The organism is Geodermatophilus sp. URMC 65 (genome assembly GCF_053502545.1).
Genome location: NZ_CP199954.1, coordinates 1 through 14,186, shown reverse-complemented (window position 1 = coordinate 14,186; position 14,186 = coordinate 1). Strand labels below are relative to the sequence as shown.

Here is a 14,186-nt window from a genome sequence, read left to right as displayed (position 1 = left end):
GGACGCTCCGCTGGCGCTCCACGTCCCCGCGGGGGTCGCGCCGTGAGCACGACAGCCCCGAAGGGCTTCTCCGCGGCGGGTGTCGCGGCCGGGCTGAAGTCCAGTGGCGACCTCGACGTCGCCGTCGTCCTCAACCACGGTCCGGACGACGCGGCCGCGGCGGTGTTCACCACCAACCGCTTCCCGGCGGCGCCGGTGCTGTGGAGCCGGCAGGTGCTGGCCGGCGAGCGGGCGCGCGCGGTGGTGCTCAACTCCGGCGGGGCCAACGCCTGCACCGGGCCCGAGGGTTTCGGTGACACCCACGCCACCGCCGAGCACGCCGCCGCCGAGCTGGGCCTCGGGGCGATCGACGTGGCGGTCTGCAGCACCGGGCTGATCGGCGTCCGGCTGCCGATGGACCGGCTCACCGCCGGGGTCACCGCCGCGGTCAAGGCGCTGTCGGAGGACGGCGGGCCGGACGCCGCCCGGGCGATCATGACCACCGACAGCGTCCCCAAGACGACCGTGCAGGCCCGCGACGGCTGGACCGTCGGCGGGATGGCCAAGGGCGCCGGCATGCTGGCGCCCAGCCTGGCCACGATGCTGGTCGTGCTGACCACCGACGCGGTGGTCGACGCCGGCGTCCTGCAGACGGCGCTGAAGCGGGCGACCAGCGTGAGCGTGGAGCGGGTGGACTCCGATGGCTGCCTGTCCACCAACGACACGGTGATCGTGCTGGCCAACGGCGCCAGCGGCATCACGCCCAGCGGCGCAGAGTTCACCGAGGCGCTGACCGCCGCGGCGACCGACCTGGCGATGCAGCTGCTGGCCGACGCCGAGGGCTCCACCAAGGACATCGCGATCACCGTGCGGGGCGCGGCCAGCGTCACCGACGCGCTGACCGCGGGCCGGGCGTGTGCGCGCAACAACCTGCTCAAGACCGCGCTGTTCGGCAACGACCCCAACTGGGGGCGGGTGCTGGCCGCGATCGGCACCACCGATGCCGCTTTCGAGCCCGACCGGGTGGACGTGACGATCAACGGCGTCACCGTCTGCCGGGGCGGGGCGATCGGCGACCCGCGGGAGGGCGTGGACCTCACCGGCCGGGCGATCGCCATCGACGTCGACCTGAACGCCGGTGGCGAGCAGGCCACCATCTGGACCAACGACCTGTCCATCGCCTACGTCCACGAGAACTCGGCGTACTCCACATGACCGACCTGGCAGCACCCGAGCCCGAGCCGCACGTGACCACCACGCACGACCCGGCCGCCCAGGACCCCACCCCGCCCGACGTCCGGATCGACGAGGCGCCGCCCACGGTGCCCGCCGTCCGCAAGCGCATCGGCACCAGCCGGGTCATGCGCACCTACGACCCCGAGGGTGACGCCCGCAAGGTCGCCGTGCTGACCGGGGCGCTGCCGTGGCTCAAGGAGTTCCACGGCAACGTCGTGGTCATCAAGTACGGCGGCCACGCGATGGTCGACGAGGAGTGCCGCCGGGCCTTCGCCGAGGACATGGTCTTCCTGCGGACCTGCGGCATCCTGCCCGTGGTGGTGCACGGCGGCGGCCCGCAGATCACCGAGATGCTCGGCCGGCTGGGCATCCAGAGCGAGTTCCGCGGTGGGCTGCGGGTGACCACCGAGGAGACGATCGAGGTCGTCCGCATGGTCCTCACCGGCCAGGTGACCCCCGAGGTGGTGGGGTTGATCAACGAGCACGGCCCGCTGGCCGTGGGCCTGTCCGGTGAGGACGGCGGGCTGTTCACCGCCGAGCGCACCGCCGCGGTGGTGGACGGCGAACCGGTGGACGTCGGCCTGGTCGGCGACGTCGTCGCGGTCGACCCAGGCCCCGTCCGGGCGCTGCTGGAGTCCGGGCACATCCCGGTCATCGCCACCGTCGCGCCCGACGAGCACGGCGTGGTGCACAACGTCAACGCCGACACCGCCGCCGCGGCGGTCGCGGTTGCGCTCGGTGCGGTGAAGCTCGTCGTCCTGACCGACGTGGAGGGGCTCTACGCGGACTGGCCCGACCGCGACTCGCTGGTGCAGCAGATCGACGCCGGCGAGCTCGCCGAGATCCTGCCCACGCTGGACTCGGGCATGGTGCCGAAGATGGCCGCGTGCCTGCGGGCGGTCGAGGGCGGGGTGAAGCGGGCGACCGTCGTCGACGGGCGCACCCCGCACGCCCTGCTGCTGGAGATGTTCACGACCGAGGGCACCGGGACCATGGTGGTCCCGGCCCGCACCGTTCCCGGGGAGGAGCCGGCATGACCCGCACGGAGGAGCTGGCCGTCCGTTGGTCGGCGGTGATGATGCACAACTACCGCACCCCGCCGGTGGCGCTGGTCCGCGGCGCCGGGGCCACGGTGTGGGACGTCGACGGCCGCGCCTACACCGACCTGCTCGGCGGCATCGCCACCACCATCCTCGGCCACGCCCACCCGCGGGTCGTCGAGGCGATCACCCGCCAGGCGCAGACCCTCGGCCACGTGTCGAACCTGGCCATGCACGAGCCCGGTGTCCTGCTCGCCGAGCGGCTGATCGAGCTGGCCGGCCGGCCCGGGCGGGTGTTCTTCTGCAACTCCGGCGCCGAGGCCAACGAGGCCGCCTTCAAGATCAGCCGGCTGACCGGCCGGCCCGAGGTGGTCACCGCCGAGGGCGCCTTCCACGGCCGCACCATGGGCGCACTCGCGCTGACCGGCCAGCCGAGCAAGGCCGACGCCTTCGCCCCGCTGCCCGGCGGCGTCCGGTACGTCCCCTACGGCGACCCCGACGCGCTGGCCGCCACCGTGACCGGGCAGACGGCGATGGTGCTGCTGGAGCCGATGCTGGGGGAGGGCGGCGTGCTGCCGGCCCCGCCGGGCTACCTCGCCGCCGCGGCGCGCACGGCCGGCGACGCCGGCGCGCTGTTCGCCGTCGACGAGGTGCAGACCGGCACCGGCCGCACCGGCCACTGGTTCGCCTCCCAGGCCGACGGCGTGGCCCCCGACGTGATCACCCTGGCCAAGGCGATCGGCGGCGGGCTGCCGCTCGGCGCCACGCTCGCCTTCGGCGACGCCGCGGAGCTCATGACCGCTGGCTCGCACGGGTCCACCTTCGGCGGCAACCCGATCGCCGCGGCCGCCGCGCTCGCCGTGCTGGACACCATCCGCGAGGAGGGGCTGCTGGAGCGGGCCAAGGCGCTGGAGCAGCGGTTCACCGCCGGCATCGAAGGCCTGGCCCACACCGCCGTGGCCGGGGTGCGCGGGCGGGGCGCGCTGCTCGGCGTCGTCCTCACCGCGCCGGTCGCCGCCGCGCTGGAGACGCACCTGCGCGAGGCCGGCTTCCTCGCCAACGCCGTCGCCCCCGACGTGCTGCGGCTGGCGCCGTCCCTGGTGCTCAGCGACGCGCAGGTCGACGCCTTCGTCGCCGCCCTCCCGGCCGCCCTCGACGTGTCGGTGCAGCAGTGACCCGCCACCTCCTCCGGGACGATGACCTCTCACCCGCCGAGCAGGCCGAGGTGCTGGCCCTGGCCGCGGAGCTCAAGCGCACCCGGCACACCGAGGCCGCGCCCACCCCGCTGCGGGCCCCCAACGGGGTGCCGCGCGCGGTGGCGGTGCTGTTCGACAAGCCCTCCACCCGCACCCGGGTGAGCTTCGCCGTCGGCGTCGCCGAGCTCGGCGGGTACCCGCTGGTCGTCGACGCGGCTACCAGCCAGCTCGGCCGCGGCGAGCCGGTCGAGGACACCACCCGCGTGTTCGACCGGCAGGTCGCCGCGATCGTCTGGCGCACCTCCGGCCAGGACCGCATCGAGGCGATGGCCGCGGTCAGCGGGGTGCCGGTGGTCAACGCGCTCACCGACGAGTTCCACCCCTGCCAGGTCCTCGCCGACCTGCAGACCGTCGCCGAGCGCAAGGGCACCCTCGCCGGGCTGACCCTGGGCTACCTGGGCGACGGCGCCAACAACATGGCGCACTCGTACCTGCTCGGCGGCGCCACGGCCGGCCTGCACGTGCGGATCGGCTCGCCGGCGTCCTTCCAGCCCGACCCCTCGGTCGTGAAGCGCGCCGAGGAGATCGCCGCGGAGACCGGCGGCTCGGTGCACTGGACCGACGACGCCGCGGCCGCCGCCGACGGCGCCGACGTCCTCGTCACCGACACCTGGGTGTCGATGGGCCGGGAGGACGAGTACGACGCCCGGGTCGCGCCGTTCCTGCCCTACGCGGTGGACGACGCCGCGCTGGCCCGGGCCGCCGACGACGCCGTCGTCCTGCACTGCCTACCGGCCTACCGCGGCAAGGAGATCGCCGCGTCGGTGATCGACGGCCCGCAGAGCGCGGTGTGGGACGAGGCGGAGAACCGGCTGCACGCGCAGAAGGCGATCCTCATCTGGCTCCTGGAGAGGAGTCGATGACGACCGCCCTGACCCGCTCGGCCCGGCAGGCGCGCATCCGCGAGCTCATCGAGGCCCAGCCGGTCACCTCGCAGACCCAGCTGGCCGCGCTGCTCGCCGGCTCGGGCATCGAGGTCACCCAGGCCACGCTCTCCCGCGACCTGGAGGAGCTGGGCGCGGTCAAGCTGCGCGGGTCCGACGGCGCCCCGGCGTCCTACGTCCTGCCGCCGGAGAACGCCCCGCTGCGCCCCGCGCAGGCCGCGCCCGCCCGGCTCACCCGGCTGCTGGGCGACCTGCTGACCTCCGCCGAGGGCAGCGCCAACCTGGCCGTCGTGCGCACACCGCCGGGGGCGGCGCAGTTCCTCGCCTCGGCGCTGGACAAGGTCGGTCTCCCCGACGTCCTGGGCACGATTGCGGGGGACGACACTCTGCTGGTCGTCTCCCGCCGTCCCGACGGCGGGGCCGCCCTCGCCGACCGGCTGCGGGCGATGGCCGAGCGCGCCCCGGCCCCGACGACCGCACCCGAGACCGACCTGGAGGACCCCGCACCGTGAGCCCGGCCGACCCCGCCGCCGCACCTGGTACCACCCGGCTCTGGGGCGGTCGCTTCGGCGGCGGAGGACCATCGGACGCCCTGACTGCGTTGTCCAGGTCGACCCACTTCGACTGGAGGCTGGCGCCCTTCGACCTGGCCGGCTCCCGGGCGCACGCCCGCGTGCTGCACCGGGCCGGGCTGCTCACCGACGGCGAGCTCGAGCAGATGCTCGGCGCGCTGCACGAGCTCTCCGCCGAGGTGGCGGCCGGCACGTTCACCGCCGTCGAGTCCGACGAGGACGTGCACGAGGCCCTGGAGCGCGGTCTCACCGAGAAGCTCGGCACGCTCGGCGGCAAGCTGCGCGCCGGCCGCAGCCGCAACGACCAGATCGCCACGGACCTGCGGCTGTACCTGCGCCACTCCGTCCGGGCGCTGGTGGGCGAGCTCTCCTCCCTCGAGTACGCGCTGGTCGGCCTGGCCGAGCGCTACCAGGACGTGCCGGCTCCCGGCATGACGCACCTGCAGCACGCCCAGCCGGTGCTCATCGCCCACCAGCTGCTCGCCCACGCCCACGCCATCGCCCGGGACGTCGACCGGCTGCGGGACTGGGACCGCCGCACCGCCGTCAGCCCTTACGGCTCCGGCGCGCTGGCCGGCTCGTCGCTGCCGCTGGACCCCGACGCCGTCGCCGCCGAGCTCGGCTTCGACCGCGCCTCGGACAACTCGATCGACGGCGTCAGCGACCGCGACTTCGCCGCCGAGTTCTGCTTCTGCGCGGCGATGGTCGGCGTCCACCTCTCCCGGCTGGGCGAGGAGGTCGTCCTCTGGACGTCGACAGAGTTCGGCTGGGCCCGGCTCCACGACGCCTGGGCCACCGGGTCGTCGATCATGCCGCAGAAGAAGAACCCCGACATCGCCGAGCTGGCCCGCGGCAAGTCCGGCCGGTTCGTCGGCAACCTGACCGGCCTGCTCACCATGCTCAAGGGCCTGCCGCTGGCCTACGACCGGGACCTGCAGGAGGACAAGGAGCCGGTCTTCGACTCCATGGAACAGCTGCTCCTGCTGCTGCCCGCGGTCACCGGGATGGTCGCGACCCTCACGCTGCGCCCCGAGGTGCTGGAGGCCGCCGCGCCGCAGGGCTTCGCGCTGGCCACCGACGTCGCCGAGTGGCTGGTCCGCCAGGGGGTGCCGTTCCGCTCGGCGCACGAGATCTCCGGGGAGATGGTCGCGTTCTGCGAGCAGGCCGGTCTCGAGCTCGACCAGCTCGACGACGACCAGCTCGCCGGCATCGACGAGCGGCTCACCCCCGAGGTGCGGTCGGTGCTCTCCGTGCCGGGCGCGCTGGCGGCCCGCAGTGCCCGCGGGGGGACGGCGCCGGAGCGGGTCGCCGGCCAGGTCGCCGCGCTCACGGGGCTTGCGGCCGAGCACGCGCACTGGGCGTCGGCCTCACCCGTGGCGGCGGCGCTCTGAGCGACCTCGAGCCCGGGCCGCTGCTGACGCCCACCGAACTGCTCGGCCCGCCGGACGTCGTGGCGCCGACCCTGCTCGGCTGCTGGGTGGTCACCGACCGCCCCGCCGGCCGGGTCGCACTCCGGCTGACCGAGGTCGAGGCCTACGCCGGCGACGGCACCGACCCGGCCGCGCACTCCCACCGCGGGCCCACGCCGCGGGCGGCGGTCATGTTCGGCCCGCCCGGGCGGCTCTACGTCTACTTCAGCTACGGCGTGCACTGGTGCGCCAACGTCGTCGTGGGTGCCGAGGGCCAGGGTTCGGCGGTGCTGCTGCGTGCCGGGGACGTCGTGGTGGGGGAGGAGCTCGCCGCCTCCCGCCGTCCCTCCGCGCGCAGGCCCCGCGACCTCGCCCGCGGTCCCGCCCGGCTGACCCAGGCCCTCGCCATCGGCCCCGACGACAAGGACGCCGATCTGCTCGACCCGTCGTCCTCCGTGCGGCTGCACCGGGCCGAACCGCCGGCCGACGTCTCGGCCGGGCCGCGCGTCGGGATCAGCGTGGCCACCGAGCTGCCGTGGCGGTACTGGGAGAGCGGGGCGGCGTCGGTCAGCACCTTCCGCCCGGGCGGCAAGCCCCGCCGCCGCGCCGGCCGGACGAGCTGATCAGGCAGGATTGGGACCGTGACCGACGTGATCGACGAGCTGCACCGCCGCGGGCTGATCGCCCAGGGCACCGACGAGGAGGCGCTGCGCAAGCACCTCGCCGACGGCCCGGTCACCTACTACTGCGGCTTCGACCCGACGGCGGAGAGCCTGCACGTCGGGCACCTGATCCAGTTCATGGTCCTGCGGGCCCTGCAGCGGGCCGGGCACCAGCCGATCGTGCTGGTGGGCGGGGCCACCGGGCTGATCGGGGACCCGCGACCGACGTCCGAGCGCGTGCTCAACGACCCCGCGACGGTCGCCGGCTGGGTGGACCGGATCCGACGCCGGGTCGCGCCCTTCCTCGACCGGCCGGCCGCCGAGCAGGGGCTGCGGGCGCCGGTCTACGTCGACAACCTGGACTGGACCGCCCCGCTGTCGGCGATCGACTTCCTCCGCGAGCTGGGGAAGCACTTCCGGGTCAACCGGATGCTGGCCAAGGAGGCGGTATCGGCCCGCCTCAACAGCGATGCCGGGATCAGCTACACGGAGTTCAGCTACCAGATCCTGCAGGCCAACGACTTCCGCGAGCTGTTTCTCCGGCATGGTTGCACGTTGCAGACCGGTGGCTCCGACCAGTGGGGGAACATCACCGCCGGCGTCGACCTGGTCCGCCGGACCGAGGGCGCGGCGGCACACGCCCTGTCGACCCCGCTGATCACCACCGCCGACGGCCGGAAGATCGGGAAGACCGAGGGCGCCACCATCTGGCTGGACCCCGAGCTGACGAGCCCGTACGCGTTCTTCCAGTACTGGCTCAACATCGACGACGTCGACGCCCGCGCCTGGCTGCCGTTGTTCTCCGAGCGGCCCGCCGAGGAGGTGGCCGCGCTGATCGTCGAGTCCGAGCAACGCCCCTCCTCCCGGGCGCCCCAGCGGGCCCTGGCCGAGGAGCTCACCCGCCTGGTGCACGGCGAGGACGAGCTGCGCCAGGCCGAGGCCGCCGGCCGGGCGCTGTTCGGCCGCGACGACCTCACCGCCCTGGGTTCGGAGACCCTGGGCGCCGCCCTGCGGGAGGCCGGCAGCATCACCGTCGACGAGGGGACGCCGACCGTCGCCGCCCTGCTCCAGCGGACCGGGCTCGTCAGCAGTCTCTCCGAGGCCCGGCGCACGGTGAAGGAGGGCGGCGCGTACCTGAACAACGAGCGCGTCACCGACGCCGACGCCGTGCCGGGGGAGTCCGACTGGCTGCCCGGGGGCTGGCTGGTGCTGCGCCGCGGCAAGCGCTCGGTGGCCGGGGTCCAGCGCGCCTGAGACGTGTGAACGGCGTGTGACGACCCCATTCCGGACAGGTGTCGCGGGTCACCACGCTGCGGTTTGACAGCCCGGACGACACCCACGTAACTTCCTCTCTGCGCCCGGCGAGACCGGAGCGGGACGGGGACCGAGTCACCGCCCGCGGGTCGGACCAGGCGCCGCCAACCCAGCAACTGAGCGGGCCCCGGAACACAGCTCGGGGTACGCTGGTTGCACTGGGTATCGCCGCTCCGAGCGTCGAGTGCAGGTCCTTGACCCGCCGCTTGACGCGGACGGAGAGCGGCGTAACGTGGAACAGCCGCCGCGATCGAAGGCCCAGCTGGCCGGGTGTCGCGAGCGTCCGCTCCTTGAGAACTCAACAGCGTGCCGAAAGTCAGTGCCATGTATGTGACCCCTTTGTGGGTTTCTTTGGGTTGATTGACATCAAGAGCGTCCAGTTCTTGGTTCTCGGCCTGGTATCAAGTTCATCTACGGAGAGTTTGATCCTGGCTCAGGACGAACGCTGGCGGCGTGCTTAACACATGCAAGTCGAACGGGGCTCATCGCTTCGGTGGTGGGTTCAGTGGCGAACGGGTGAGTAACACGTGGGCAACCTGCCCCCGGCTCTGGGATAACTCCAAGAAATTGGGGCTAATACCGGATGTGACCGCTGGCCGCATGGTCTGGTGGTGGAAAGGGTTTCCGGCTGGGGATGGGCCCGCGGCCTATCAGCTTGTTGGTGGGGTAGTGGCCTACCAAGGCGACGACGGGTAGCCGGCCTGAGAGGGTGACCGGCCACACTGGGACTGAGACACGGCCCAGACTCCTACGGGAGGCAGCAGTGGGGAATATTGCGCAATGGGCGGAAGCCTGACGCAGCGACGCCGCGTGGGGGATGACGGCCTTCGGGTTGTAAACCTCTTTCAGCAGGGACGAAGCCGTGAGGTGACGGTACCTGCAGAAGAAGCACCGGCCAACTACGTGCCAGCAGCCGCGGTAATACGTAGGGTGCAAGCGTTGTCCGGAATTATTGGGCGTAAAGAGCTCGTAGGCGGTTGGTCGCGTCGGCTGTGAAAACCCGGAGCTCAACTCCGGGCCTGCAGTCGATACGGGCCGACTTGAGTGTTGCAGGGGAGACTGGAATTCCTGGTGTAGCGGTGAAATGCGCAGATATCAGGAGGAACACCGGTGGCGAAGGCGGGTCTCTGGGCAACAACTGACGCTGAGGAGCGAAAGCGTGGGGAGCGAACAGGATTAGATACCCTGGTAGTCCACGCCGTAAACGTTGGGCGCTAGGTGTGGGGGCCATTCCACGGTCTCCGTGCCGCAGCTAACGCATTAAGCGCCCCGCCTGGGGAGTACGGCCGCAAGGCTAAAACTCAAAGGAATTGACGGGGGCCCGCACAAGCGGCGGAGCATGTTGCTTAATTCGATGCAACGCGAAGAACCTTACCTAGGCTTGACATGCACGGAAATCCCGCAGAGATGTGGGGTCCGTAAGGGCCGTGCACAGGTGGTGCATGGTTGTCGTCAGCTCGTGTCGTGAGATGTTGGGTTAAGTCCCGCAACGAGCGCAACCCTCGTTCCATGTTGCCAGCGGATAATGCCGGGGACTCATGGGAGACTGCCGGGGTCAACTCGGAGGAAGGTGGGGATGACGTCAAATCATCATGCCCCTTATGTCTAGGGCTGCAAACATGCTACAATGGCCGGTACAAAGGGCTGCGATACCGCGAGGTGGAGCGAATCCCAAAAAGCCGGTCTCAGTTCGGATTGGGGTCTGCAACTCGACCCCATGAAGTTGGAGTCGCTAGTAATCGCAGATCAGCAACGCTGCGGTGAATACGTTCCCGGGCCTTGTACACACCGCCCGTCACGTCACGAAAGTCGGTAACGCCCGAAGCCGGTGGCCCAACCCCTGGTGGGAGGGAGCCGTCGAAGGCGGGATCGGCGATTGGGACGAAGTCGTAACAAGGTAGCCGTACCGGAAGGTGCGGCTGGATCACCTCCTTTCTAAGGAGCACTGGCCGCCACATGCGTGTGGTGGTCCAGAGCCGCGCCCAGCACGTGATGGCGCCCCGGTTGTGGGGTGCCGCGGGTTGTTGGGGTGGTGCTCGAGGGTGGAACGCTGACCAGTTCGGCCGCCGGCCGCTGCCGGCTCTCAGTACGGCGCCGCGTCCCCTCGGGGGCGGGGTGCGGGGAACGGAGTCGGTGGTGGGTGGTGGTGGTAGGCACGCTGTTGGGTCCTGAGGGAGCGGACCCTGCGGGGTGGACGGAGGACCGTCTGCCCGGCGGGGGTCGGTTTCTTCGGTCGGGGCCGTCCGGGTCCTCGTACCACCCGCCGTGTCCTTTCCCGTCGGGGGAGGGGTGGGGTGGGGTTCGGCGGGGCGGGTCCGGATGGTGGCCGGTTGGTCGTTGAGAACTGCACAGTGGACGCGAGCATCTTCTTTGATTGCAGGCCCGCGCAGCGCTGCCCTCGTCGGAGGGCGGTGGTGGGTGGGGTTTGTTGTAGTTGTGTGGCCAAGTTGTTAAGGGCACACGGTGGATGCCTGGGCACCAGGAGCCGATGAAGGACGTAGGAGGCTGCGATAAGCCTCGGGGAGCTGCCAACCGAGCGTTGATCCGAGGATGTCCGAATGGGGGAACCCCGCACCAGTCATGTGGTGTGACCCGCGCCTGAACACATAGGGCGTGTGGAGGGAACGTGGGGAAGTGAAACATCTCAGTACCCACAGGAAGAGAAAACAACCGTGATTCCGTGAGTAGTGGCGAGCGAAAGCGGAGGAGGCTAAACCGTTTCCATGTGATACCCGGCAGGGGTTGTGGGGACGGGGTCGTGGGACCGTTCTGCACGTGCTGCCGCGCGTGCGGGGAGTGAGAAAGTGTGGTCGTTAGTGGAAGGCCTCTGGAAGGGGTCGCCGCAGAGGGTGAGAGCCCCGTACACGAAAACGCCGCACCTCCCGAACGTGTTTCCCAAGTAGCACCGAGCCCGTGGAATTCGGTGTGAATCCGGCGGGACCACCCGCTAAGCCTGAATACTCCCTGGTGACCGATAGCGGACGAGTACCGTGAGGGAAAGGTGAAAAGTACCCCGGGAGGGGAGTGAAATAGTACCTGAAACCGTGTGCCTACAAGCCGTGAGAGCCGTGCTGCCGCACCTCGTGTGCGGGCGGTGATTGCGTGCCTTTTGAAGAATGAGCCTGCGAGTTAGTGGTACGTGGCGAGGTTAACCCGTGGGGGGTAGCCGTAGCGAAAGCGAGTCCGAACAGGGCGATTCTAGTCGCGTGCTCTAGACCCGAAGCCGAGTGATCTACCCATGGCCAGGTTGAAGCGCGGGTAAGACCGCGTGGAGGACCGAACCCACCAGGGTTGAAAACCTGGGGGATGAGCTGTGGGTAGGGGTGAAAGGCCAATCAAACTCGGTGATAGCTGGTTCTCCCCGAAATGCATTTAGGTGCAGCGTCGCGTGTTTCTTGCCGGAGGTAGAGCACTGGATGGCCGATGGGCCCCACAAGGTTACTGACGTCAACCAAACTCCGAATGCCGGTAAGTGAGAGCGCGGCAGTGAGACTGCGGGCGATAAGGTTCGTAGTCGAGAGGGAAACAGCCCAGATCATCGGCTAAGGCCCCTAAGCGTGTGCTAAGTGGAAAAGGATGTGGGATCGCAGAGACAACCAGGAGGTTGGCTTAGAAGCAGCCATCCTTGAAAGAGTGCGTAATAGCTCACTGGTCAAGTGGTTCCGCGCCGACAATGTAGCGGGGCTCAAGCACACCGCCGAAGCCGTGGCACTCACACGACAGCCCGCCGTCAGATTTCGGTCTGCCGGCCAGGTGTGTGGGTGGGTAGGGGAGCGTCGTGTGGCGGGTGAAGCGGCGGAGGAATCCAGCCGTGGACGCCACGCGAGTGAGAATGCAGGCATGAGTAGCGAGAGGGGAGTGAGAACCTCCCCCGCCGGAAGACCAAGGGTTCCTGGGCCAGGCTAATCCGCCCAGGGTGAGTCGGGACCTAAGGCGAGGCCGACAGGCGTAGTCGATGGACAACGGGTTGATATTCCCGTACCCGCGAAGGAACGCCCATGCTGAACCCAGTGATGCTGACCGCCCGACGCCGGCCGATCCACTTGTGGAGAGGTCGGTCGAGCGCGGGACCCGAGCTGGTAGTAGGCAAGCGATGGGGTGACGCAGGAAGGTAGTCCTACCGGTGAGTGGTAGTACCGGTGCAAGGGTGTGGCCCGTGCCATAGGCAAATCCGTGGCGCACGAGGGTGAGGCCTGACGCATAGCCGATTGCGGTGAATGGGATGATCCTATGCTGCCGAGAAAAGCCTCTAGCGAGTTCCGAGCGGCCCGTACCCCAAACCAACTCAGGTGGTCAGGTAGAGAATACCGAGGCGATCGAGCGAACTGTGGTTAAGGAACTCGGCAAAATGCCCCCGTAACTTCGGGAGAAGGGGGGCCCTCGTCCGTGAACCGCCGTGCGCGGGGCAGCGGGTGGGGGCCGCAGAGACCAGTGAGAAGCGACTGTTTACTAAAAACACAGGTCCGTGCGAAGTCGTAAGACGAGGTATACGGACTGACGCCTGCCCGGTGCTGGAACGTTAAGGGGACGGGTTAGCCGCAAGGCGAAGCTCAGAACTCAAGCGCCAGTAAACGGCGGTGGTAACTATAACCATCCTAAGGTAGCGAAATTCCTTGTCGGGTAAGTTCCGACCTGCACGAATGGCGTAACGACTTCTCAGCTGTCTCAACCACAGGCTCGGCGAAATTGCACTACGAGTAAAGATGCTCGTTACGCGCGGCAGGACGGAAAGACCCCGGGACCTTCACTACAGCTTGATATTGGTGTTCGGTTCGGCTTGTGTAGGATAGGTGGGAGACTGGGAAGCGGACACGCCAGTGTTCGTGGAGTCGCCGTTGAAATACCACTCTGGTCGAATTGGATGTCTAACCTCGGTCCGTGATCCGGATCAGGAACAGTGTCAGGTGGGTAGTTTAACTGGGGCGGTTGCCTCCCAAAATGTAACGGAGGCGCCCAAAGGTTCCCTCAGCCTGGTTGGCAATCAGGTGTCGAGTGCAAGTGCACAAGGGAGCTTGACTGTGAGACCGACGGGTCGAGCAGGAGCGAAAGCTGGGACTAGTGACCCGGCACCGGCAGGTGGAAGCGGTGTCGCTCAACGGATAAAAGGTACCCCGGGGATAACAGGCTGATCTTCCCCAAGAGTCCATATCGACGGGATGGTTTGGCACCTCGATGTCGGCTCGTCGCATCCTGGGGCTGGAGTAGGTCCCAAGGGTTGGGCTGTTCGCCCATTAAAGCGGTACGCGAGCTGGGTTTAGAACGTCGTGAGACAGTTCGGTCCCTATCCGCCGTGCGCGTAAGAGACTTGCGAAGAGCTGTCCCTAGTACGAGAGGACCGGGACGGACGAACCTCTGGTGTGCCAGTTGTACCGCCAGGTGCACTGCTGGTTGGCTACGTTCGGCAGGGATAACCGCTGAAAGCATCTAAGCGGGAAGCTCGCTTCAAGATGAGGTCTCTCACCCAGTCAATGGGGTAAGGCCCCCGCCCAGACCAGCGGGTTGATAGGCCGGAGGTGGAAGCACCGCGAGGTGTGTGAGCTGACCGGTACTAACAGGCCGAGGGCTTGACCACACGACCTACACCCGATCCCACGCACATCCCGTGCGGGCACCGGATCGAAGACTGCTGCACCACCCACGCGTCCACTGTGCGGTTCTGAACGCACCAACCGGGGAATTGCCCCGGGTTGGTCAGGTTCACCGTGTTACGGCGGCCATGGCGAGAGGGAAACGCCCGGTACCATTCCGAACCCGGAAGCTAAGCCTCTCAGCGCCGATGGTACTGCCCCGGAGACGGGGTGGGAGAGTAGGACGCCGCCGGACAACCATCCCAG

8 protein-coding genes and 3 rRNA genes are annotated in these 14,186 nt (G+C 69.2%); all 11 read left to right on the top strand.

The window, feature by feature from the left end; genetic code table 11:
* Positions 1-42: 42 nt before the first annotated feature.
* The 11 genes from argJ (at position 43) to rrf (ending at position 14,175) form a co-directional block, all read left to right on the top strand.
* Positions 43-1,194, top strand: a complete 1,152-nt coding sequence (gene argJ, locus ACWIX7_RS00055; protein WP_448619586.1) for a bifunctional glutamate N-acetyltransferase/amino-acid acetyltransferase ArgJ — start codon at positions 43-45, stop codon at positions 1,192-1,194.
* Positions 1,191-2,252 carry an acetylglutamate kinase gene (gene argB / locus ACWIX7_RS00050; protein WP_448619585.1) on the top strand — a complete coding sequence of 354 codons (1,062 nt, stop codon included), beginning with the start codon at positions 1,191-1,193 and terminating at the stop codon, positions 2,250-2,252. Before argJ ends, argB begins: the two co-directional genes overlap by 4 nt.
* Complete coding sequence (locus tag ACWIX7_RS00045) at positions 2,249-3,430, top strand: acetylornithine transaminase (RefSeq protein ID WP_448619584.1); 1,182 nt, start codon at positions 2,249-2,251, stop codon at positions 3,428-3,430. Before argB ends, ACWIX7_RS00045 begins: the two co-directional genes overlap by 4 nt.
* On the top strand, positions 3,427-4,374 hold the full coding sequence (gene argF, locus ACWIX7_RS00040; RefSeq protein WP_448619583.1) for an ornithine carbamoyltransferase: 948 nt from the start codon (positions 3,427-3,429) through the stop codon (positions 4,372-4,374). Before ACWIX7_RS00045 ends, argF begins: the two co-directional genes overlap by 4 nt.
* Positions 4,371-4,907, top strand: a complete 537-nt coding sequence (locus ACWIX7_RS00035; RefSeq protein ID WP_448619582.1) for an arginine repressor — start codon at positions 4,371-4,373, stop codon at positions 4,905-4,907. The genes argF and ACWIX7_RS00035 overlap by 4 nt, the downstream gene beginning before the upstream one ends.
* The gene (argH, locus tag ACWIX7_RS00030) at positions 4,904-6,358 is read left to right on the top strand and encodes an argininosuccinate lyase (protein ID WP_448619581.1); all 1,455 of its coding nucleotides are present in this window, start codon (positions 4,904-4,906) and stop codon (positions 6,356-6,358) included. Before ACWIX7_RS00035 ends, argH begins: the two co-directional genes overlap by 4 nt.
* Positions 6,322-6,999, top strand: a complete 678-nt coding sequence (locus ACWIX7_RS00025; protein WP_448622116.1) for a DNA-3-methyladenine glycosylase — start codon at positions 6,322-6,324, stop codon at positions 6,997-6,999. Before argH ends, ACWIX7_RS00025 begins: the two co-directional genes overlap by 37 nt.
* 18 nt (positions 7,000-7,017) lie before the next feature.
* Positions 7,018-8,292: a tyrosine--tRNA ligase gene (tyrS, locus tag ACWIX7_RS00020; RefSeq protein WP_448619580.1), complete on the top strand. Its 1,275-nt coding sequence runs from the start codon at positions 7,018-7,020 to the stop codon at positions 8,290-8,292.
* 470 nt (positions 8,293-8,762) lie between these two features.
* Positions 8,763-10,287, top strand: a 16S ribosomal RNA gene (locus ACWIX7_RS00015).
* Positions 10,288-10,792: 505 nt separating this feature from the next.
* Positions 10,793-13,924, top strand: a 23S ribosomal RNA gene (locus tag ACWIX7_RS00010).
* Between the two features lie 134 nt (positions 13,925-14,058).
* Positions 14,059-14,175, top strand: a 5S ribosomal RNA gene (rrf, locus tag ACWIX7_RS00005).
* Together the 16S, 23S and 5S rRNA genes form the textbook arrangement of a ribosomal RNA operon.
* Positions 14,176-14,186 lie beyond the last annotated feature (11 nt).